17 protein-coding genes are annotated in these 20,544 nt (G+C 60.5%); 6 read left to right on the plus strand and 11 right to left on the minus strand.

Annotated features, from left to right (window positions below):
- The first annotated feature begins 261 nt into the window (after positions 1 to 261).
- The gene (locus AACX78_RS08110) at positions 262 to 1,278 is read left to right on the plus strand and encodes a lipoate--protein ligase A (protein WP_159165880.1); all 1,017 of its coding nucleotides are present in this window, start codon (positions 262 to 264) and stop codon (positions 1,276 to 1,278) included.
- 99 nt (positions 1,279 to 1,377) lie between these two features.
- Here AACX78_RS08110 and AACX78_RS08115 read toward each other — a convergent pair whose 3' ends face one another.
- The 8 genes from AACX78_RS08115 to AACX78_RS08150 all read right to left on the minus strand — a co-directional run bounded on the left by AACX78_RS08115 (position 1,378) and on the right by AACX78_RS08150 (position 12,177).
- Positions 1,378 to 1,734, minus strand: a complete 357-nt coding sequence (locus AACX78_RS08115) for a copper-binding protein (protein WP_159165881.1) — start codon at positions 1,732 to 1,734, stop codon at positions 1,378 to 1,380.
- A 49-nt stretch (positions 1,735 to 1,783) separates the two neighbouring features.
- Positions 1,784 to 4,912, minus strand: coding sequence for an efflux RND transporter permease subunit (locus AACX78_RS08120; RefSeq protein ID WP_159165882.1), 3,129 nt, complete (start codon positions 4,910 to 4,912; stop codon positions 1,784 to 1,786).
- Positions 4,909 to 6,453 carry an efflux RND transporter periplasmic adaptor subunit gene (locus AACX78_RS08125; protein WP_159165883.1) on the minus strand — a complete coding sequence of 515 codons (1,545 nt, stop codon included), beginning with the start codon at positions 6,451 to 6,453 and terminating at the stop codon, positions 4,909 to 4,911. The genes AACX78_RS08120 and AACX78_RS08125 overlap by 4 nt, the downstream gene beginning before the upstream one ends.
- 323 nt (positions 6,454 to 6,776) lie before the next feature.
- Positions 6,777 to 7,226 carry a hypothetical protein gene (locus AACX78_RS08130; RefSeq protein ID WP_159165884.1) on the minus strand — a complete coding sequence of 150 codons (450 nt, stop codon included), beginning with the start codon at positions 7,224 to 7,226 and terminating at the stop codon, positions 6,777 to 6,779.
- Positions 7,227 to 7,410: 184 nt separating this feature from the next.
- Positions 7,411 to 8,217, minus strand: coding sequence for an exodeoxyribonuclease III (gene xthA, locus AACX78_RS08135; RefSeq protein ID WP_021138035.1), 807 nt, complete (start codon positions 8,215 to 8,217; stop codon positions 7,411 to 7,413).
- Between the two features lie 139 nt (positions 8,218 to 8,356).
- Positions 8,357 to 9,319: an ion channel gene (locus AACX78_RS08140; RefSeq protein ID WP_099993992.1), complete on the minus strand. Its 963-nt coding sequence runs from the start codon at positions 9,317 to 9,319 to the stop codon at positions 8,357 to 8,359.
- Between the two features lie 60 nt (positions 9,320 to 9,379).
- Positions 9,380 to 11,026 (minus strand): tetratricopeptide repeat-containing response regulator, encoded by a 1,647-nt coding sequence (locus AACX78_RS08145; protein ID WP_159165885.1) that lies wholly within the window; start codon positions 11,024 to 11,026, stop codon positions 9,380 to 9,382.
- A gap of 110 nt (positions 11,027 to 11,136) precedes the next feature.
- Positions 11,137 to 12,177: an FAD:protein FMN transferase gene (locus tag AACX78_RS08150; RefSeq protein WP_159165886.1), complete on the minus strand. Its 1,041-nt coding sequence runs from the start codon at positions 12,175 to 12,177 to the stop codon at positions 11,137 to 11,139.
- A gap of 331 nt (positions 12,178 to 12,508) precedes the next feature.
- On the opposite strand from AACX78_RS08150, the gene azu reads away from it, so the two are divergent.
- Both azu and AACX78_RS08160 read left to right on the plus strand, forming a co-directional pair.
- Positions 12,509 to 12,949, plus strand: a complete 441-nt coding sequence (gene azu, locus AACX78_RS08155; protein ID WP_159165887.1) for an azurin — start codon at positions 12,509 to 12,511, stop codon at positions 12,947 to 12,949.
- Positions 12,950 to 13,159: 210 nt separating this feature from the next.
- Positions 13,160 to 13,363, plus strand: a complete 204-nt coding sequence (locus AACX78_RS08160; RefSeq protein ID WP_059113944.1) for a hypothetical protein — start codon at positions 13,160 to 13,162, stop codon at positions 13,361 to 13,363.
- 33 nt (positions 13,364 to 13,396) lie between these two features.
- On the opposite strand, the gene AACX78_RS08165 is transcribed toward AACX78_RS08160, so the two are convergent.
- Positions 13,397 to 13,954: a HutD family protein gene (locus AACX78_RS08165; protein ID WP_159165888.1), complete on the minus strand. Its 558-nt coding sequence runs from the start codon at positions 13,952 to 13,954 to the stop codon at positions 13,397 to 13,399.
- Between the two features lie 296 nt (positions 13,955 to 14,250).
- Between AACX78_RS08165 and AACX78_RS08170 the strand changes: the two genes are divergently transcribed.
- Both AACX78_RS08170 and AACX78_RS08175 read left to right on the plus strand, forming a co-directional pair.
- A complete protein-coding gene (locus tag AACX78_RS08170; RefSeq protein WP_059113949.1) occupies positions 14,251 to 15,219 on the plus strand; it encodes a nucleoside hydrolase in 969 nt (322 codons plus the stop codon).
- A 158-nt stretch (positions 15,220 to 15,377) separates the two neighbouring features.
- On the plus strand, positions 15,378 to 15,713 hold the full coding sequence (locus AACX78_RS08175; protein WP_201302815.1) for a DUF3634 family protein: 336 nt from the start codon (positions 15,378 to 15,380) through the stop codon (positions 15,711 to 15,713).
- Positions 15,714 to 15,784: 71 nt separating this feature from the next.
- On the opposite strand, the gene AACX78_RS08180 is transcribed toward AACX78_RS08175, so the two are convergent.
- Complete coding sequence (locus AACX78_RS08180) at positions 15,785 to 16,984, minus strand: c-type cytochrome (RefSeq protein WP_111588090.1); 1,200 nt, start codon at positions 16,982 to 16,984, stop codon at positions 15,785 to 15,787.
- Positions 16,981 to 18,906: an NAD(P)-binding protein gene (locus tag AACX78_RS08185; protein WP_159165889.1), complete on the minus strand. Its 1,926-nt coding sequence runs from the start codon at positions 18,904 to 18,906 to the stop codon at positions 16,981 to 16,983. The genes AACX78_RS08180 and AACX78_RS08185 overlap by 4 nt, the downstream gene beginning before the upstream one ends.
- A gap of 607 nt (positions 18,907 to 19,513) precedes the next feature.
- Between AACX78_RS08185 and cyoA the strand changes: the two genes are divergently transcribed.
- Positions 19,514 to 20,542 (plus strand): cytochrome o ubiquinol oxidase subunit II, encoded by a 1,029-nt coding sequence (cyoA, locus tag AACX78_RS08190; RefSeq protein WP_159165890.1) that lies wholly within the window; start codon positions 19,514 to 19,516, stop codon positions 20,540 to 20,542.
- Positions 20,543 to 20,544: the final 2 nt, after the last annotated feature.

Here is a 20,544-nt window from a genome sequence, read left to right on the forward strand (position 1 = left end):
TGGAAAAATGCAGGGGGTGAGCTCAAGTAAGGCCGCCTAGTGATGTATCTATGGCTAGCGTCGGGTAATTTCTCTCATGCTGCAAGTGTCAATCCCTCGGTCAGGGGGGGATTTTTGCACGGTTGTGACCGTATCGGTGCTTTTGGCGTCATTCTTGTCAATTTTTGATGGTCTATGGCCACAACCTGGCCTGGTTGAAGACTGCAGGTGAGAAAGAAAGTGGTAATATCGGCCCGCTATTGACTCGATAAAGGCCTGCCCATGACTGCTCTGCGTCTGCTAGTTTCCGACTCTCACGATCCTCTGTTCAACCTAGCGGTGGAGGAGTGCATCTTCCGGCAGATGGACCCGAACCAGCGGGTACTGTTTCTGTGGCGCAACGCCAATACAGTGGTGATTGGCCGTGCCCAGAACCCGTGGAAGGAGTGCAACACCCGCCGCATGGAAGAGGATGGCGTGACCCTGGCCAGGCGCAGCAGCGGAGGTGGCGCCGTGTTTCACGACCTTGGCAACAGCTGCTTCACCTTCATGGCGGGCAAGCCGGGCTATGACAAGAGCATCTCCACCGCCATAGTGCTCGATGCGCTCAAGCTGCTCGGGGTGAGTGCCTTTGCTTCCGGGCGCAACGACCTGCTGGTGGCCACCCAGGACGGGGATCGCAAGGTGTCTGGCTCGGCCTATCGGGAGACCCTTGATCGCGGTTTCCATCACGGTACCCTGCTGCTCGATGCAGACTTGAGCCGCCTCGCCAATTACCTCAATCCCGACCCCAAGAAGCTGGCGGCCAAGGGGATCAGCTCGGTACGCAGTCGGGTAGCCAACCTGTGCGAGCTGCTGCCCGGGATCGAACATCAGCAGGTGAGTCATGCGCTCATTGAGGCCTTCTTCGCCCACTACGGTGCGCGCGTCTCCCCCGAGCATATCTCCCCGACCCAATTGCCGGACTTGCCTGGCTTTGCCGACACTTTCGCCCGCCAGCGCAGCTGGGAGTGGAATTTTGGTCATGCGCCTGCGTTCACCCATCAACTGGACGAGCGTTTCGACTGGGGCGGGGTGGAGCTGCATTTCGATGTGGAGAAGGGGGTCATAGGTCGGGCGCAGATCTTCAGCGACAGCCTGGATCCGGCCCCATTGGATGCATTGGCCCAGCGGTTGGTGGGCGTGGCCTATCGCAGCGACGCCATAGCCGCGCTGTTCGGGCAACTGAAGGCCGATTTCCCGGCTCGGCAAGCCGAGCTGGATGCGCTTGCTGGCTGGTTGCAGGCGGCACTGCGCTGACCGCATTGTCCTGGCAGCAAGCTTACTAACGAGGTGCCCAAACGCACCTCAAGATAAACGGCGGGATGGAGAGTCCCGCCGTTTATCTTGTCCGTCAATTCACTGTTTTTGCAGCTGGGTGACCGTCAGCTTGCCAGCCGGGTTCTCGGCGTGGAAGCGCACCGCATCTCCGACCTTTAGCCCCTTGGTCAGGGCCGGATCCGCCAGCAGGAACACCATTGTCATGGGGGGCATCTTGAGGTTCTCGATGGCCTCGTGCTTGATGCCGATCTTGCCATTGGCCTCGTCAATACGGCTGATGATCCCCTTGGTCATCGCGCTCTCTCCCGTCGCCTGCATATCCATCCCCTCCATCTGGGACATATCGTGGCCCTCGTGGCTCATGGTCATCTCGGCCCGGGCCTGGAGAGAGGCAAGGCCGAGCAGCAATGTCATTGCAAATGTCTTGTAGTTCATGGTCTTTTCCTCGTGATTGATTCAAACACTTTGTTGATTGCAAAAAGGGTTAGTCGGCTGGTTGGTCGGCTTGTTTGCCAAGGCTGCGGCTGCGCCACAGGTAGTAGGCGGCGGGCAGCACCAGCAGGGTCAGCACCAGGGCGCTCACCATGCCGCCGATCATCGGCGCGGCGATGCGCTGCATCACTTCAGAACCAGTGCCCTGGCTCCACATGATGGGCAAGAGGCCGGCGATGATGGTCACCACCGTCATCATCTTGGGGCGCAGGCGCAGGGCGGCGCCGTGGATCACGGCTTGATGCAGACCCGCCTTGTCCGGCTTGCCGCTGGCGATGAGGTCATCCCAGGCGTGGTTGAGGTAGACCAGCATCAGCACGCCTGTCTCCACCGCCACCCCGGCCAGGGCGATAAAGCCCACCCCCACCGCCACCGAGAGGTTGAAATCCAGCAGCCAGAGGGTCCAGATCCCGCCCACTACCGCGAGCGGCAAGGTGGTGAGAATGAGCAGCACCTCCTGGAAGCGGCGAAACGCCAGATAGAGCAGCAGCACGATAATGGCGACGGTCAATGGCACCACGTAGGCGAGGCGCGCCTTGGCCCGCTCCATGTATTCGTATTGCCCGGACCAGGTGAGGGCATAGCCCGCCGGCAGCACCAGCTTCTTGTTAACCTCGGCCTTGGCCTGTGCGACAAAAGAGCCGATATCGCGGTCGCGGATATCGACGTAGACCCAGCCGTTTAGCCGCGCGTTTTCGCTTCTGAGCATGGGGGCTTCGTCGCTGATGTAAACCCTGGCCACGTCCGCCAGCGCGATCCGCTCCCCCTTGGGGGTGACCAGCGGCAGCAGCTCCAGGCTGGCTACCGAGTCGCGATAGCTCTGGGGGTAGCGCAGGTTGATGGGGTAGCGCTCACGCCCCTCTATGGTCTGGCCCACCTCCATGCCGCCCACCGCGGTGGCGAGCACCGCCTGCACATCGGCGATATTGAGGCCGTAGCGGGCCGCTTTGAGCCGGTCGATATCCACCTTGACGTAGCGGCCACCCGCCACCCGCTCGGCGTAGACGGATGCAGCGCCCTCCACCTTGCCGACAATCTGCTCAAGCTGCTGGCCGAGCTGCTGGATCACCTTGAGGTCCGGCCCCGCAATCTTGATGCCGACCGGGGTCTTGATGCCGGTGGCCAGCATGTCGATGCGAGTCTTGATGGGAGGCACCCAGGCGTTGGTGAGGCCGGGGAAGCGGATGAGGGAGTCCAGCTCCTCTTTCAGCTTCTCCGGCGTCATGCCGGGGCGCCACTGGTCGCGGGGCTTGAGCTGGATGCTGGTTTCCATCATCACCAGATCGGCTGGGTCTGTGGCGGTCTCGGCGCGCCCCGCCTTGCCGAACACGTTCTGCACCTCGGGCACGGTGCGGATCAGCTTGTCGGTTTGCTGCAAAATTTCCCGCGCCTTGCCCACCGAGATATTGGCCGCTGTGGTGGGCATGTACATTATGTCCCCCTCATCGAGCGGCGGAATGAACTCGGAGCCCAGATACTGGAGTGGCCAGAAGCCCGCCACCGTCACCAGCAGTGCGGCGGCCAGCGTGGTCTTGGGGCGCGCCAGCACGGCCTTCAGCAGCGGTATATAGGCCTGGCTCAAGCCACGGTTGAGAGGATTGGCCTGCTCAGCCAGCACTTTGCCGCGAATAAAATAGCCCATCATGACTGGAACGAGCGTGATGGCGAGCGCCGCGGCGGCGGCCATGGCGTAGGTCTTGGTGTAGGCCAGCGGATGGAACATCCGCCCCTCCTGCGCCTCCAGCGCAAACACCGGCAAAAAGCTCATTGTGATGATGAGCAGGGAGAAGAAGATGGCGGGCCCAACCTCGATGCTCGCCTCGGTGATGATGCGCCAGCGGTTCTTATCGGTGAGCGCCTCCCGCTCCATGTGCTTGTGGACGTTTTCGATCATCACGATGGCGCCATCCACCATGGCGCCGATGGCGATGGCAATGCCGCCGAGCGACATGATGTTGGCGTTGATCCCCTGCAGGTGCATCACGATAAAGGCCACCAGAATGGCGATGGGCAAGGTGATGACCACCACCAGTGACGAGCGCAGGTGGAACAGGAAGGCGACGCAGACCAGCACCACCACGGCAAACTCCTCCAGCAACTTGCCGGAGAGGTTGTCGATGGCGCGCTGGATAAGGTCGGAACGATCGTAGACGGTGACCACCTCCACCCCCTCCGGCAGGCTGCTCTTCAGCTCCGCCAGCCGCGCCTTGACCCCGTCTATGGTGTGCTGGGCATTCTCGCCATAGCGCATCACAATGATGCCGCCCACCACTTCCCCTTCGCCGTTGAGCTCGGCGATACCGCGCCGCATCTGGGGGCCGGTGACCACATCCGCCACATCCCCCAGCAGCAGCGGGGCGCCGCGCACAGTGGTGCCGAGCGGGATCTGCTTGAGGTCTTCCACGCTTTTGAGATAGCCATTCGAGCGCACCATGTACTCAGCTTCCGCCATCTCGATGACGGAGGCGCCTGTCTCCTGGTTGCCCTGTTTGATGGCGGTCTCGATAAGGGAGAGCGGAATGCCGTAGGCACGCAGCTTGTCGGGGTCGACCCGTACCTGATACTGGCGCACCATGCCGCCGACGGTGGCGACCTCGGAGACGCCATTCACCGTCTGCAACTCGTACTTGAGGAACCAGTTTTGCAGCGAGGTAAGCTCGCTGAGATCATGCTTGCCGGTTCTGTCCACCAGGGCGTACTGATAGACCCAGCCTACCCCGGTGGCATCGGGGCCGAGCTGGGGGCGGGCGGAGGCGGGCAGATTGGGGGCCACCTGGCTCAAATACTCCAGCACCCGGGCACGGGCCCAGTAGAGGTCGGTGTTGTCGTCAAACAGCACATAGACGAAGGAGTCGCCGAAGAAGGAGTAGCCGCGCACCGTGGTGGCCCCCGGCACCGCCAGCATGGCGGTGGTAAGCGGGTAGGTCACCTGATCCTCCACCACCTGGGGCGCCTGACCCGGGTAGGAGGTCTTGATGATCACCTGCACGTCGGAGAGATCCGGCAGGGCGTCCACCGGGGTTTGCTTCACTGACCAGAGCCCCCAGGCGGTGAGCATGACGGTCAACAGCAGCACCAGAAAGCGGTTGCCCACGGACCAGCGAATGATGGAAGGGATCATGACTTCTTCTCCATCTGGGGCATCGCCATCTGATGCTGGCTATGGTCCATGCCTTCCATCGTCTCTATTTCACCCGCCGCAGGCTTGGTGGCATCGCCGCTTGCCGGCGCTTGCTCCTGATGGATGGTGGTGATGCGGTACTCATCCCCCTCCTGCATCACCTGCAGATGGAGGGTCTGCCCCTCTGCCAGCTTGCTGATGTCGACCTCGTCGGCCACGGTGAACTCCATCTCCATGGCGGGCCACTGCCACTCGGGGATGGGTTGGTGGGCCACCATCAGGGTGCGGCTGGTCAGATCGATGCTCTGTACCGTACCTTGGGTCCACACCTGCGCCGGGCGTACCGCCGTCATACGCTGGAAGTCCGAATCGATGGCAGATTCCGAATCGAGCAGGAACTGGGCCGAGCTGACGATGCTGTCACCCGTTTCGACCCCCTCCTCGATGGCGACCTTGTCACCAAATTGGGGGCCCAGGGTGACGGCGACCGACTTGAAGTTGCCATCCCCCAGCGCCAGCACCAGCCTGTCCTGGTTGCCGGTGCGGATCACCGCTTCGCTCGGTACCACCAGCCGGGGTTCCCCCTGGCCGGTGCGAATGGCCACCTTGGCGAACATGTTGGGCTTCAAAAACTCGTCCGGGTTGTCAACGCGCAGCCGCACCTTGAGGGTACGGGTGGCCGCATCCAGGGTCGGATAGAGGTAATCCACCTTACCTTGCCAACTGCGGCCGGGAGCATAGTCGAGGGTCATGGTGACCGGATCCCCCACTTTCAGCTGGGCGGCTTGACGCTCGAACACCTCGGCACTGACCCACACCTGCTGCAGGGTGCTGATGTTGAACAGGGCGGCGGCGGGCTCCACATACTGCCCTTCGCGCACCTTGAGCTCCGAGACATAGCCGCTGCTGGGGGCGTAAATGCCAATGGTTTCGCGCACCTGACGGCTGCGCTTGAGGGCGGCGATTTGATCCGCCGGCACCTGCAGGGACTTGAGCTTGCCCTCGGCGGCGCGCAGCAGCAGCGGGTTGGCGGTGTTGAGAGCGAGCAGGTACTCGTGCTGGGCGTTGACCAGATCCGGCGCGTAGAGCTCGTAGATAAGGCTCCCCTTGGTGACCCTCTGCCCTTCGCTCTTGATGGCGAGGGTACGGATCCAGCCCGCCATGCGGGCGTTGATGGCCTCCAGCCGATCTTCGTCATAACCGACATAGCCCACCGTCTCGATCTGCTGGTGGATGGGCAGTTTTTCGACTTTGGCTAGCCGCACCCCCAGGTTCTGTTGGATCTCGGGGCTGATGGTGACGGTGCCCGGCGAGCCGTTTTTCTGCTCCTCATAGACGGGGATAAAGTCCATCCCCATGTTGTCCTTGGCCGGGCCGTCGCGCTTGTCGCGGGGATCCATGGGGTTGACCCAGTAAAGGGGCGTCTTCTCTTTGGCGGTTGCACCGTCGCCAGTCTGTTTGGCGGCCCAGTAGCCGCCACCGGCCCCGAGGGCCAGCAGTAGGGCTGAGACAAGCAGCTTTTGGCTTGATTTATGGCTCATAGGGAACCTCCGACCTGCATCAGGCGGGCGCTAATGGTGCAAGGGTGAGCGGCAACTGGCTCGGTCAATCGGGCAGATGACATGTGCATCTTCTCTTCTGTCAGGCCGCCGGCTTGTGATGGTGACAGACGCATAACGAGCGTCTGGTTGCTGCATCTATCGCAGCAGATCACACAGGCTGGGCGGCAAACGGGGCGTTGCTGACGAGTCAGCGGACGCACGGCTCCCTGCTATTGCTGGCGGTGCCAGCCGTCACAGGGTCAGGCAAGGACGTGCAGTGTCGGGCAAGGTCAGCCTTGTCCCATGCACGGGAGAAGATCCTTCTAGTGGCGCAGCACCGACAGCATCAGATGTCGGCGGGGCCAGGAGGGGGGATGAGTACCGCGGCTGCGCAGGAAGGGATCCCGCAGCCAGTGATCGAACAGATGGCTGGCGATCCCCAGATGGGGCAGCAGCAAAAGGGGGAGGGCGAGCAAGGTCAGTAGCGCGGCCAGCAGTGGCAGGCCGGCCCCGATTGGCGAGGTGAGGCCGCCGTGCATCTGGCAATCTCCCTGGCTCTGGGTGCTGGCCTGGCCATCGTGGCAGGGGAGGCTCTGCATGGCCGGGGAGGTCTCGGCGTTGCCGCTCATGATCATCATGGTATCCGGGGACTGGGCAGCGCCTTCGTCGACCGTGGCGCCATGCCAGCTAATGCAGAGGGTGAGATTGCAGACGAGCAGCAGCCCCAGCAACAGCCGGGCGATGAGCTCTGTGGGCAATCTCGATGACAACATGGGTGGTTTCCCTGCGACAGATGGGCCGAATGTAAACCTTACCGAAAGGTGAAGGTCAAGGCGTGGCAAGCCCCCTCTGTCAAAGAGTTGATATGGATTAAGAAATGGCGGAATTGCGAACAAAAAAGCCCCCGCATCGGCGGGGGCTCAGGGTCAGGGGCGACAGGATGCCAGGCTACCGGGATCAGGCGAAGGTGGCCCAGATGGGAGCGTGGTCGGAGGGTTTCTCGATACCGCGCAGCTCGTAGTCGATGCCGGTCTCGGTCACTGTGTCCTTGAGGGCATCGGAGGCCATGATGAGATCGATGCGCAGGCCGCGGTTCTCGTCAAAGCCCTTTGAACGGTAGTCAAACCAGGAGAAACGTTCGCACTCCGTGGGATTGGCGGCGCGGAAGGTGTCGGTCAGGCCGAAGCCTTTCAGGCGTTCCATCCATTCGCGCTCGATGGGCAGGAAGGAGCACTTGCCCTCTCGCAGCCAGCGTTTGCGGTTTGCCTCGCCGATGCCGATGTCGAGATCCGTGGGGGAGATATTCACATCCCCGATCAGCACGAGTTGATCATTCGGGGTGTGGTGAGTCTCCAGATAGTGCTGCAAGTCCTCGTAGAACTTCTGCTTGGCCGGGAACTTGGTCTCGTGATCCTGGTTCTCCCCTTGCGGGAAGTAGCCGTTCATCACCTTGATGAGGGAGCCATCCTCCCGTTTGAAGGTCGCCATGATCATGCGGCGCTGGGCATCTTCCGGATCGGTAGGGAAGCCTTTTTGTACCTCGACCGGCTTCTGCTTGCTCATGATAGCCACCCCGTAATGGGCCTTCTGACCGTGGAATTCCACGTGATAGCCCATGGCTTCCACGTCTGCCAGCGGGAAGGCCTCGTCGTGTACCTTGATCTCCTGCAGGCCGATCACATCCGGCTGGTGTTTGTCGATGATGGCTTGCAGCTGATGAAGGCGGGCGCGCAGGCCATTGATATTAAAAGAGATGATCTTCATGTCAGGGATGCTCATGTCATTTTTATAAGTCGCTATTGGACTAGGAATCCGCCGCGGATGCAAGTTCAGGGGCCGGCTTGGCCCCGCTTGCATGGGCGCTTGCCCCGGCGCCAACGTTAGCCGGGGAGGGCGGCGCCACTCAACGGGTCATTTTTTTCACGAACACCACCACAAACAGCGCCAGCGTGAAGCTGCCGGTAAAGGCCTCGAAGGCGGCGAAGATCCGCGACAGGCCGACGGGAGTGAAGTCGCCATACCCCAGGGTAGTGAAGGTCACCACGCTGTAGTAGAGGCATTCGAGCAGGAAGATGGCGTTTTGCTCGAAGGGGGCGCCGGGCTGGTAGATAAGGTGCTCACCCTGGAAGCTCAGGCCGAAGAAGAAGTAGAAGATGCTGCAGATGAAGATGAGCAGCAGGGAGAAGAGCACCACCCGCATCGGCGCCTCGCCGTAGCCGCAGAAGAGATCGACTATCCAGGAGGTGAATCTCTGGATTGACCAGAGCGGCAGCTGCAGGCGGCGCATGGTGAGCTCCCGCTGTATGTAGCGGCCGGACATGGTGAAGATGCCTTGCGCCTCCGAGGCCTTGCGCAGATCCCGGTAGGTCTCTTCGGCCTCCTTGAACCAGATGCGGGCTTGCGCCGGATCCCGCTCGCTGCGTCCGCGCCGCTCCTGCATCAGTCGTTTGCCGGTGTCGAGGTTGTCGAGGCGGGTGTTGTGCCAGCGGATGCCGAGCAGATTGACGTCGTCGAGTTCGGCGCAGTGGAGGTTGGCGTCACTGAGATCCGCCTTCATCAGGCTGCCGCCCTTGATGCGAATGCCGTAGAGGTGGGCACCTTGCAGGTTGGCCCGATAGAAGTTGCACTGCTCCAGCAAGAAGCCCTGCGGTGCTCCCTTCTTCACCAGATTGAGCCCGGCCAGGTTGGCACGGGCCAGTTGCAGGCCGTGGCACAGACCGCCCTGATGAATGTAGTGCTCAAGCTCATGCGCCGTCTGGGGATCCTGATGATCGGCGTGGGGATCGTGCCAGCGGCACAGCTCGTGCTCCCCTGCCTCCTCGCTGCAGTGACGCCCGTCCGCCACCAGATATCGACACATCGCCATTGCGGTTCTCCTCCCCTCGCCGAGTCTGTATCAGCATAGGCGAGGGGAGCCGCTCTTGGGTCAGCTGAGCTGGGTAAACTCCTGACGCAGCTTGCGAAAACGATCCTGCTGGGTGGGGTTGAGGGGGATGCCGTCCAGCACCTCCAGCGTCTCCTTGCACTCGGCGCCAAACTCCGGGCTCTTGCGATTCTTCTGCATCAGTTGCAGCAGCACCTGGATCTTGTTGAGGGCAGCACCTGTATTGGCGGGGGCGCGGCGCAGGGCCTCGCGAAAGTGGCCGAGGGCCTGCTCCAGTTCACCGCTCTGATAGGCCTTGATACCGAGATCGTTGAGCTGCTGGTAACGCTGACGCCGCTCCAGCACTGTTTTGTCATCGCGGGTGGCCTGGATGCAGGTGGTGAGCAGCCTGTCTTCATCTTCCGCCAGCAGTGCCTGCAGGCTCTCGGCGTATTCGAATTCGCCGAGCTGGTAGAGGGCCAGTATGGTCTCGCCCAGCAGGCTGGGGGGCATGGTGGCCGGTTGATCGAGCCAGTTCTGGTTGGCGCGATAGAGCATCTTCTTGCCCTTGAGCAGCTCCCCCAGGGCGATCTGCACCCTGGCCTGGCAGATCTGCTCGAACACCGGATAGTTGAACTCCGCCATCATCAGCGAATCGCGGATGCGAGACAGGGCCGAATTCACCTGTTTCTGCAGATTGGCGATGTGGTAGCTGTCGTTGCTGTTGAGGGCGTACAGGGTCAGGGTCTGGATATAGGCCCCCAGATAGTGAGGGGTGCGATGGATGGAGTTGCGCGACAGGTCGATGAGGGACAGCAATACATCCTTGGCCTGGGCGTAGTCGTGACGCAGCAGGCACACTTCTGCCAGCCGGCGGGAGAGCTGCACCGACTGGGGCGAAATATCCACCGCTCGCTTGAGCTCCTGCTGGGCCAGCTCGCTATTGCCAAGGGCCAGCTGGGATTCTGCCAGCCACATGTGGGCCTCCACCATCAGCGGGGTATTCTTGAGGGTGGCCTGCAGGTGGCTCACGGCCTCCTCGTTCAGGCCCAGGGTGTGGCACGCCTTGCCCAGCGTCAGCCGGGCCCAGCTGTTCTCCTGGCCAGCCAGCAGTTGGCGCATCAGGCTGCGCGCCTCCTTGACCTGCCCCAGCTTGAGCTGGGTATCGGCTTGCAGGCAGCGGCAGAAATTGGCAAAGCGGGGCACCGCATCGGCTCGCTCGGCACAGATGGCCAGCAGAGCAGGCAGGTCGTCCTTGGCCAGGGCGGTAAAGACGCTCTCCAGCGCCTGACGGCGGGCGAGGGCACGCTTGAGGCGAAACGAAAACTGTTCCTGGGAGAAGGGCTTCATCAGGTATTCGTCGGGCTCGGCCTCCAGCGCACTCAGCACCATGGCGCGGGAGCTGTCAGCGCTCACCATGATCACCACGCTCTGGGGGGGGATGAGATGCTGATCCCGCAGACTTTCCAGCAGTTGACGCCCGTTCTCGCCGCCCCCCAGTTCGTAGTCGAGCAGATAGATGTCAAAGGTCTCTTTCTGACAGCGACGCCGGGCTTCCTCGGCCGAATTGACATAGGTGATGCGATTGATGCCCAGGTTGATCAACATGGCCTTCATCATCACCTGAAAGGATCGCTGTTCGTTGACCAGCAAGATGCGTTTGGGCTTGGGCTGGGCTTTTTTCTCTGCTTCGGGTTCCGGTGTCTGCATCTGTCAGGGTCAAGGCGCTACGGGCGGATAACAGAAGTGTGCCACCAAAGCGCGCAGACAGGCAATTGAACATGGGCCGGCCCCGCTGTTTTTCAGCGGGGCCATACGGCTTATGGCTTCTCTTGCACCAGATAAGGGGCAAACTGGGGGGTGAATTTCGCGGTAAAGCCCTGCTCCGTCTTGATGATGAGATAGGCCGCCAGCTGATGCTCTTTGGCGAAGGCCATTGCCTGATCAGGCCCCATCACCATGAGTGCTGTATCGAGGGCGTCGGCCTCCAGCGCTGTGTTGGCCATCACGCTGGCGGAGACCAGCTTGTGGGTCACGGGGGCGCCTGTTGCCGGGTCGATAATGTGGGAGTAACGCTGACCATCGAGCTCGTAGTAGTTGCGATAGCTGCCTGCGGTGCTGAGGGCCATGCCATTGGGGGTCACAACATCGGAGAAGGCGCCGGGTTGATCCGCCGGTTTGACAATGGCGACGCGCCAGGGCTTGCCCTTGCTGTTGTTGCCTTTGCTGCGCACTGCGCCCGCCACTTCGATGAGGTAGTTGTGGACTCCCTTGTGCTCTAGCAACACGGCGATTTCATCCGATGCGGCGCCTTCCCCCAGGGTAGAGAGATCGAGGTAGAGATCCGGGATTGCCTTGCTGAGCAGGAAGTGATCCCCCTGCGGGGTCAGGGTCAGTTTGTCGATACCCACTCTCTGACGCGCCTTGGCGATCTGTGCGTCACTGGGTTTCTTGAGCGGGCGCATGTCCGGCCCGAATCCCCAGAGGTTGACCAGAGGGCCCACTGTGACATCCAGCTTGCCCTGACTGAGGTGTCCCGTATCAATGCCCTGTTGCACTATGGTTGCCATGGTGGCCGGAATCATCATGGGCTTGTTGGCTGGCCCCTGGTTGAAGCGGGAGATGAGGGAGCTCTTGTCATAGGTGGAGATCTCCTTGTTCATCCGCGCCAACAGGGCATCCAGCTCACGCTTCAGCTCTGCTTCACCGCCCGGATAGAGATCGTTCACCGTCACCACATAGTAGGTGCCCATGGTTTGACCCTGAATGCGGGTCTGGGTGGGGGCTGGCTGGCAGGCGGTCAACATCAGCACCAGAGGTAACAGCAGGCCACGCAGGGCCGACATGGAGGTGAACGACATAAGCAACATCTCTATCTCAAACAGGGCGTTGTGCCATAGGGGCGCCAGCTTAGCCAAGAGGTTGGCGGGTGGCGAGCGTCTGGCGCACAAAATCGCGGACAAAATTAAACACAGGTGGGCCTATGACGAGGCGGGTGCGTATCCATTCAGGCTCAAGGTCTGTTGTTAATAAGGTCAATCTGGTGACTTGACCCGCAGCTTTGCACTAAAGCCATAGCCGATTGACAACACTTGAGTAGAATAAGGTCGATTTTGACAGCATCTTTGCCCGTTGTGGATCACAGCCTGAGGCAATTGTGTTGCCATTTATTGCCAATCAAAGGAGAAGATGATGAAAAAGGCGATTACCCTGCTGTTTCTGAGCACCCTGGCGGCCCCGGCTCTGGCCGATGAGTGCGCGTTGGTCATCGAAGGCAATGATGCCATGCAGTTCAACCTCAAAGAGATGAGCGTACCGGCGACCTGCAAAGAGGTGACAGTGACCCTCAACCACACAGGCAAGATGCCGGTGACCGCCATGGGCCACAACTGGGTGCTGTCGAACACCGCCGACTATCAGACTGTCGCCACCGCCGGCATGAGCGCCGGTGCCGACAACAACTACCTGCCCAAGGATGATCCGCGGGTGCTGGCCCACACCAAGATGATTGGCGGCGGTGAGAGTACCAGCGTGACCTTCAAAACCGACGAGCTGGCCGGTAAAGACCTCACCTTCTTCTGCTCCTTCCCCGGCCACTTTGCCATGATGAAGGGCAGCTTCAAGATCGGCTAAGCCGCTTGTGCTGTTTGTCATGAAGAAAAAGCCGGGCTGCCCCGGCTTTTTTATGATGCGCAAATCTTGTATCGATCGCGGATGTAGATAAGCCAAGCGATTGAATAAATGATTCATTTCGTGATCTGGCAAGGAGTGGCCGCGCCTTGGACGGGATAAAATAGGCCGCAAGCGGGGCCTGCTGGCCCGGACACTGAATGGATGTGAGTGATGAGCGCAGTCAAATGGGTTGTCAGCTGTTGTCTAATGCTTGTGTGCGCCCTGGCGCTGGCGGCTGAGCCCCCGGTCAAGAAGAGCCGCAACGGCATCTGCCACCCCCAGGGCGGCACCTACTACAGCCGCACCAAGCACTATGTTCCCTACGACACCATGCAGGCCTGTCTCGACAGCGGGGGCCGCGCCCCCAAACGGTGATCCCGTCTCCAATGGCCTGCGCGGGCCTCTCCCTTATCTGGCTTGCAGGGTAAAGAAGGCGATGGCGGTCTTCTTCTGGCACTCCAGCCGTATGCTCTCCTCGCCGGTCACCACCAGGGTGTCGTTGACCGCCAGGGTATGATCCTGAACCGTGAGCTGACCGCTCAGCAGATGGCAGAGGTAGGTTTTGTCGGCCTCCAGGGTCAGGGTGAGGGGAAACGGCAGATTGAGCACCCGTACGTTGGCGCTGATGCGCGAGGGATCGTAGATGAGCCCCAGATCCGTCACCTCTTTTTTCAGCAAGGCGCAGTGGGTCTCGTCATCCCCGCTGAAATGGGCCGCCTCCAGGGTCGCGTAAGGGTGGCCGTTGAGCACGAAGCCGGCGCCGCTGACGGGCAGCAGGATGCGCTGATAACCCGGGAACCGGGAGAATACACCGGCTTCCTTGATGGGGGCCGAGCTCAGCCGGTAGTCAAAGTCGAGCTTGTCCAGAGTCGCTCCCCTGGGAGAGATGAGGATCTGGGCTGTGGTGCCCTGCTTGTTCTTCCAGGGCATCTTCAGCTGGTCCGACTCTTTAATCAGGGTGATCACAATGGCGCCTCGGCAGGTGGGTGAGATAAGTGGTCAATGAGGCCAAGTGATACCATTCCGCACGGCGGCTCACAAGGCGGCAGCTATCCGCGGCCGTCCGGTTGCCCACTATTTCAGCACTCTTTCGCTGTGCAGGCCGGCTGTCAGGTTACCGGCCTGTCTCTGCCACCCGTTCTGCTCAAGAAGACGCCACTCGACCCGGTCCGGGGGAAGGCAATCGTCAGGGTGTGATCACAGCGCTGTTAAACGGGCAGAGTGTCGTTACACTGGCAGCTCCGTTGTTGTCTGGAGGCCCTATGAGCCACAAAATCATTCTGGATACCGACCCGGGTATCGACGACGCCATGGCAATTCTGTTTGCCGAGGCGCACCCCGCCATCGATCTCATCGCCATCACTACCGTCTTTGGCAACGCCACCATCGACAATGGCACCCGCAATGCACTCTGGCTCAAGCAGAAGTACGGCATGAAGGCGGATGTCGCCCAGGGCGCGGCCGCGCCGCTGCTGCGCGATCCCGTGGGGCCGACCACTGTCGTGCACGGCCCGAGTGGTTTCGGCGATGTCGAGGCCGGGGAGGTGAGTCTCGCCCCGGATGCCCGCCCGGCGTGGCAATACATAGTCGACGCGGTGAAAGCCGCCCCCGGCGAGATCACCCTGGTCACCATAGGGCCGCTCACCAACCTGGCGCTGGCGCTGCAGGAGGCACCGGAGATCACCGGGTTGGTGAAGCAGGTGGTGGTGATGGGCGGTGCCTTTGGCGTCAACGGTCATCGCGGCAACGTCACCCCCTATGCCGAGGCCAATATCCACGACGATCCCGATGCCGCCGACCGGGTGTTTACCGCCAACTGGCCCGTGGTGATCATAGGGCTGGATGTGACCCAGCAGAGCTTCTTCAGCAGTGGCTATCTGGATGCGCTGCGCGATGAGGCGGGGGAGCCGGGCCGCTTCCTGTGGGAGGTGAGCCGTTTCTATCTGCGCTTCTACTCGGAGCGCATCGGCCTGGATGGTTGCCACGTACATGATCCCTCCGCCATCGCCTACGTGATCGATCCGACTCTGTTCACCCTGAGAAAGGGGCCTGTGCGGGTGATCAACAGTGGCCCCGCCATCGGTCATACCCTGCAAAAGTTCGATGACAAATCCCATCCTCATGACGGCTGGGCCGACTATCGTGCCCAGCATGTGGGGGTAGCGGTACGGGATCAGGCGCTGCTGGCGCTCTATCGCGACACCCTGGTGGCCTGGGGCAAGGATTGCTGACCTGTGTAGGGTGACTGAACGCAAGGTGAGTCGACGGCTGTGATCCGCACCAAACATTCCGCGAGTGGGGCCGCTTATACTGTCTGACAGCAAGACGTCAGCGGGGGTGGAAATAGCCTGGAGTGACGTGCTGACACTGAGTCGTTAGGAGGGAAGAGATGGCCTGGTTATCCTTGTTGGTGGCAATTGCCCTGATCGGGTGGTTGATGACGCTGGGGCGGGGAGCCCTGTTCGAGATCCGGTTGCAAGCGGACAAGGTGGTGGTCAAGCGGGGCAAGGTATCCCCCGCGTTTTTGGCCCAGGCCCGGCAGATCCTGCACCACGATCCCGTGCGGGGCCGCATCCTGGGTCAGCGGGACGGACACGGGATCAAGCTGGTCTTCTCCCGTTCGATCCCTGAGCCAGTCGCCCAGCGTTTTCGCAATATCTTCCCTTACGCCGATTACCACCAGTCAGCTGTGTCCACCCAAGGTCCCAAGTCCCGCAAGGGCTGACGCCCTGATGGCACACAGCAAACGGGCCTCCATGGGAGGCCCGTTTTTTATGGCGAAGGTCAGCAGTCGCGCTACTCGTGCAGCTCACGTTGGGCCTTGACGGCTGCCGGTTTGATGGCGGCCCCTTCATTGCCCCAGGAGGCGCGCAGCGTATTGGCCAGCTCGGCCATCTGCTCGTCGTTGAGGGTCCAGCCATAACCTGGCATGTGGTAGCCGATATGGCCCTGAGTGATCGGGGTCTCGGCGCCGTGCAGCAGCACGTTGAGCAGGCTGGCCGGATCATCGGCCAGCACAGTCTGGTTGCCCACCAGTGAAGGAATGACATGGTCATTGCCCTCACCGTTGACCCCGTGACAGGTCGAGCAGTACATGGCGTAGTCTGCCTTTCCGCCCGCGCTGGCGTAGGCCCGGTTGCCCTGACTCACCGGCGTGTCGTCACTGAGCTCGGTGAGATAGGTGGCGATGCTGGCCAGATCGGCGTCGCTGAAGTACTGGCTGCTGTGAGTGATCACTTCCGCCATGGGGCCAGAAACGGCCTGATGCTGGCTGAGGCCGGTTTTCAGCAGATCGATGATCGCCTGCTTGTCGTACCGGGCACCGCGGATATTGGGGGCATACCAGCCATCGAGCGTTGCACCGCTCAGATAGAGGGGGTCTGCCTCGGTCAGGGCCTTTTCCTGCATGCCGAGCCCGCGCGGGGTGTGGCAGCTGCCACAGTGACCGGCACCCTGCACCAGATAGGCGCCGCGATTCCACTGCTCGCTCTTGCCCGCTACCGGGGTGAAGCGACTGTCATCGTGATAGAGCCAGTTCCAGCCCATCAGCGGCCAGCGCATATTGAGCGGCCAGGGGATGTCGCTCTCCTTGTTGGCCACCGCCAGCGGGGGAACCTCCTTCATCAGGTAGTGATAGAGATCTTCAAGATCCTTATCGCTCATCTTGGCGTAGGCAGTGTAGGGCATGGCCGGATAGAGCTGGTGACCATCCCGGGCCACCCCTTCGCGCATCACCTTGATGAACTCCGGCAGGCTGTAGTTGCCGATGCCGTGGGTCTTGTCGGGGGTGATGTTGGTGGCGAACACTGTGCCTATGGGGGTCGGGAAGCCCTTGCCACCGGCAAGCGGGGCACTGGCCTCGCTGGTGTGGCAGGCGGCGCAATCCCCCAGCTTGGAAATATACTCGCCTGCCGACATGGCGGAGCCCGCCTGTGCGGGTTGGGCCGCCATGGCTGCCAGCAGGGCGGTGGCGGTCAGTGACAGGGCGCGGATCATTGGGCACCTCCTTTTTGCATGGCGACCAGCTCGTTGACCGCGCGCCAGGCCTGATCGATGGCGGAGTGGGCGTAGGGGCTCCAGTCCGAGTCGGAGTTGGCGATAGTGATGTTGCCGATGGGCTGACGACCCAGCTCAATCCATTTTTCGCACTGCGCCTCGTCATCAAACAGGGTATTGGTGATGTAGGAGTAGCCGTGGGACCAGCGGTTGACCGTGATGGCGAGGATGTCCTGCTCATGGTTGAAACCGGCACTGCCCAGCATTCCCTGCAGTTGTTCGCGGATCATCTGTTCGTGCTGCTCGAACGGCATGCCGAGGATCATGGCGCGTCCCTTGCGGGACTGTTCGCGAGCCGACAGGCCGCTGCCCGGCAGGGTCGGCACATAGACCATGTGCAGACACATGGGCTGATTCGGATTCTTGGGATGCTCATAGCCGCCGAGGTTGACCGGGTAGTCCAGCTTGACCCGGCTGTAGGGCGCCGCGGGGGAGTAGACCTCGTGCACTCCCAGCTTGACGAAGGATTGCCAGTTCTTGATCACCACCTTGGTGTAGACCAGCGGCGCCTTGGCGTTCTGGCGCAGCGCCTCCTTCTGGGGCTCCGCCATCTCGGGCACCATGTAGGGGATCATCATGTTGTAGCCGGCCATGACTGACTGTTTGGCCCGCACCCTATGGAGCTTGCCCTCCTTGATGTAGGTGACATCCACCCCATTGCTGCCATCGGTGCGGCGGATGTTCTTCGCCTGCAGCGCCGTGCTGCCAAGGCGCAGTTGCACCTTGTGCTCCGGCAGATCGAGCTTGCCGTAGTCAAACTTGGCCAGTACCACATCCTGCATGGTGTGGCCCGGCGCCACCTGCGGGATCAGCTTGCGCACCATCAGACGAGTGAGGCCGGCGTTGCCATCCGGGAAGTGGAAGATGTAGGGATCGTCCAGCTCTGCCTGCTCCTCGGCATCGAGAGGAGTGAGATCCAGCCCGTCGAAGCCAGGTAGTGCACAGAGCCGCGCATCGGCGCAGGCGGTGGCATCGATACCGACCGCCTGGAAGTCGTTGGTGCGCTGCTGGAAGTAAGTGATTGCACGCTCGCTCAGACCCACCTTGTCTCGCAGGAAGCTGGTGTAGCTGTTGCGGGTCATCCAGAGGTCTTTCTCCTCCCGGCTCATGCCACTGAGGTAGTCGATCTTCTCTTCGTGCAGGGCCAGCAAGGCTGCACGGTCGCGCTCATTGAGCGGGAAGTCACCGATGAATTCGGCTAGGGGGCGGCCGTTGAGGCGATCCCGGGGGATGTCGTCGGCCACGTTGTGGCCAGGGTCACCGCTCACCACCTTGTTGACGCCAAAGTGCTTCTCGTCGAAGTAGACGCCGCGGCTCAGGCCCAGATCCGGATAGAAGGTCTGCTGGAAGCCGGCGGCCAGTTCGTCGATGTTCACCTCGAGCGTCTTGAGCAGGCCGAGCGCGATGGGGCTGTAGACGGAGCGCGGCGATTGCAGGGATTCACTGCCGCCGTAACCCAGCCGCAGGCCATCGGGCGTGGTGAATTCGTTGCGCTTGGCGTGGCCGCCAAAGTCGTCGTGGTTGTCGAGCAGCAGGATCTTTTTATCCGCGCCGAGCAACTGTTGATAGAAGCAGGCGGCGGCCAGACCGCTGATCCCGGCACCGACGATCACCAGATCATACTCCCCCTCGAGGGGAACATTGGCGAAGTCATACTGCTTGCCGTCGCGGGCTATGCTGTGGGCCGGTTCAAAGGAGCCCGGGTGGTTGCCCCGCAACCCTGTGAGGGCGGGCGGATAGGCAAGCGTCTTGTCGGCCAGCGCCTTGCCGCCCTCTGCCGCCTGCAACAGATTGATGGGGGCTATGCCTGCCGCTATGGTGATGGCTACGCCGTTGAGAAAGTCTCTGCGTGTGATACTCATGGCAATCCCTGTGGTATGAAGAGTCAAATGGGGAATGGGATAGGGTCGGTTTCGTTACTGGCTTGGCAACGAAGGGGCGCAACCTAACGCCATATCCGGATGGAGTCCATGGGTTTGATAATAACTTATTAAACAAGATGATGACGGTTGTGATGAAGCAGACCCGATGAAATGCATGAGACAGGTATGTTCAGGAGATAGTCTCACCAAGAGCATGGAATTAACTGGAATGTATTTTGATTAATTAAGGGTCTGTAAGAGTCTTTATATCTGCTTTTTATGTGGTTATTTCCATTGTTGAAAACAGGGCCGATTGCAGCTGACGTAAATACAGGAAAAGTCATTTAACCGCATTAAATAAAGGGTTTAAAACTGACTGTTCACTTGCTGAGCTAATTCTGATTGAAATGAAATCAATGTTGCTGGTTAATAATTGCACAGTCTTGTGAAAGTGGCGGCTGTCAAGGCATTAACATACATCACAGGTCACCTCCAAACAGAAAACAACTTGCAGATTAATTTCCCACCTTGTTTACATCCATTCTCAATGCAATATAATGATGCGCTTTTTTTATACCTTTACGCCTGCGAATGATGAGGACACTGCATGAGACCTTTTGAATTAAAGAGGGGCTTGGGTGCTTTGCTGTTGATCGCATCGGCCAGCTTGCTGACCGGCTGCGACATGGCGTTGATGAACCCCAAAGGGCAGATTGGTCTGGAGCAGAAATCACTGATATTAACCGCCTTGGGGCTGATGTTAATTGTGGTGATCCCTGTGATTATTATGGCAGTGGTATTTGCCCGTAAATACAGGGCATCCAATACCGACGCCAAATATACCCCGGATTGGTCTCACTCCAACAAGATTGAAGCGGTTGTCTGGACCGTTCCCGTCATTATCGTCGTCATTCTGGCGACCATCACCTGGAAAACATCCCACGAGCTGGACCCTTACAAGCCGCTCGATTCCGAGGTCAAACCGATCCTGGTTGATGTTATTTCCCTCGACTGGAAATGGTTGTTTGTCTACCCGGAGTTGGGGATTGCCTCGGTCAATGAATTGGCCTTCCCGGTCAACACGCCGGTGAATTTCCGGGTGACGTCTGACACCGTCATGAACTCCTTCTTCATTCCCAAACTGGGCGGGCAGATTTATGCCATGGCCGGTATGCAGACCAAGCTGCATCTCATCGCCAATGAAGCCGGGAAATATGACGGCATCTCCAGCAGCTATAGCGGTGCCGGTTTCTCCGGGATGAAGTTCAAGGCCATCGCTACGCAGGATCAGGCAGGTTTCGACGCCTGGGTCGCCAAGGTGAAACAGTCGCCCAAGCAGCTCACCACAATGGCGGAGTTCGATGCCCTGGCCAAGCCGACCGAATACCATCCTGTGGAGTATTTCTCCAGCGCCGATCCGGCACTGTTCGTCAACCTGATCAACAAGTTCATGGGTGACATGGGCCACGGTGAGCATAAAGGGATGGCGCACGGCGAGACCATGGATCACACCACCATGGATCAGCAAACAATGAACCATGACGCCATGGCGCATGACACACAAATGGATCATGCCGGGCATCATATGACGATGCCGACGGATGACAACTCTGTGAAAGCGGGATCCGAGGAATAACT

The sequence above is a fragment of the Aeromonas sp. 9A genome (genome assembly GCF_963900955.1).
Taxonomy (GTDB): domain Bacteria; phylum Pseudomonadota; class Gammaproteobacteria; order Enterobacterales; family Aeromonadaceae; genus Aeromonas; species Aeromonas salmonicida.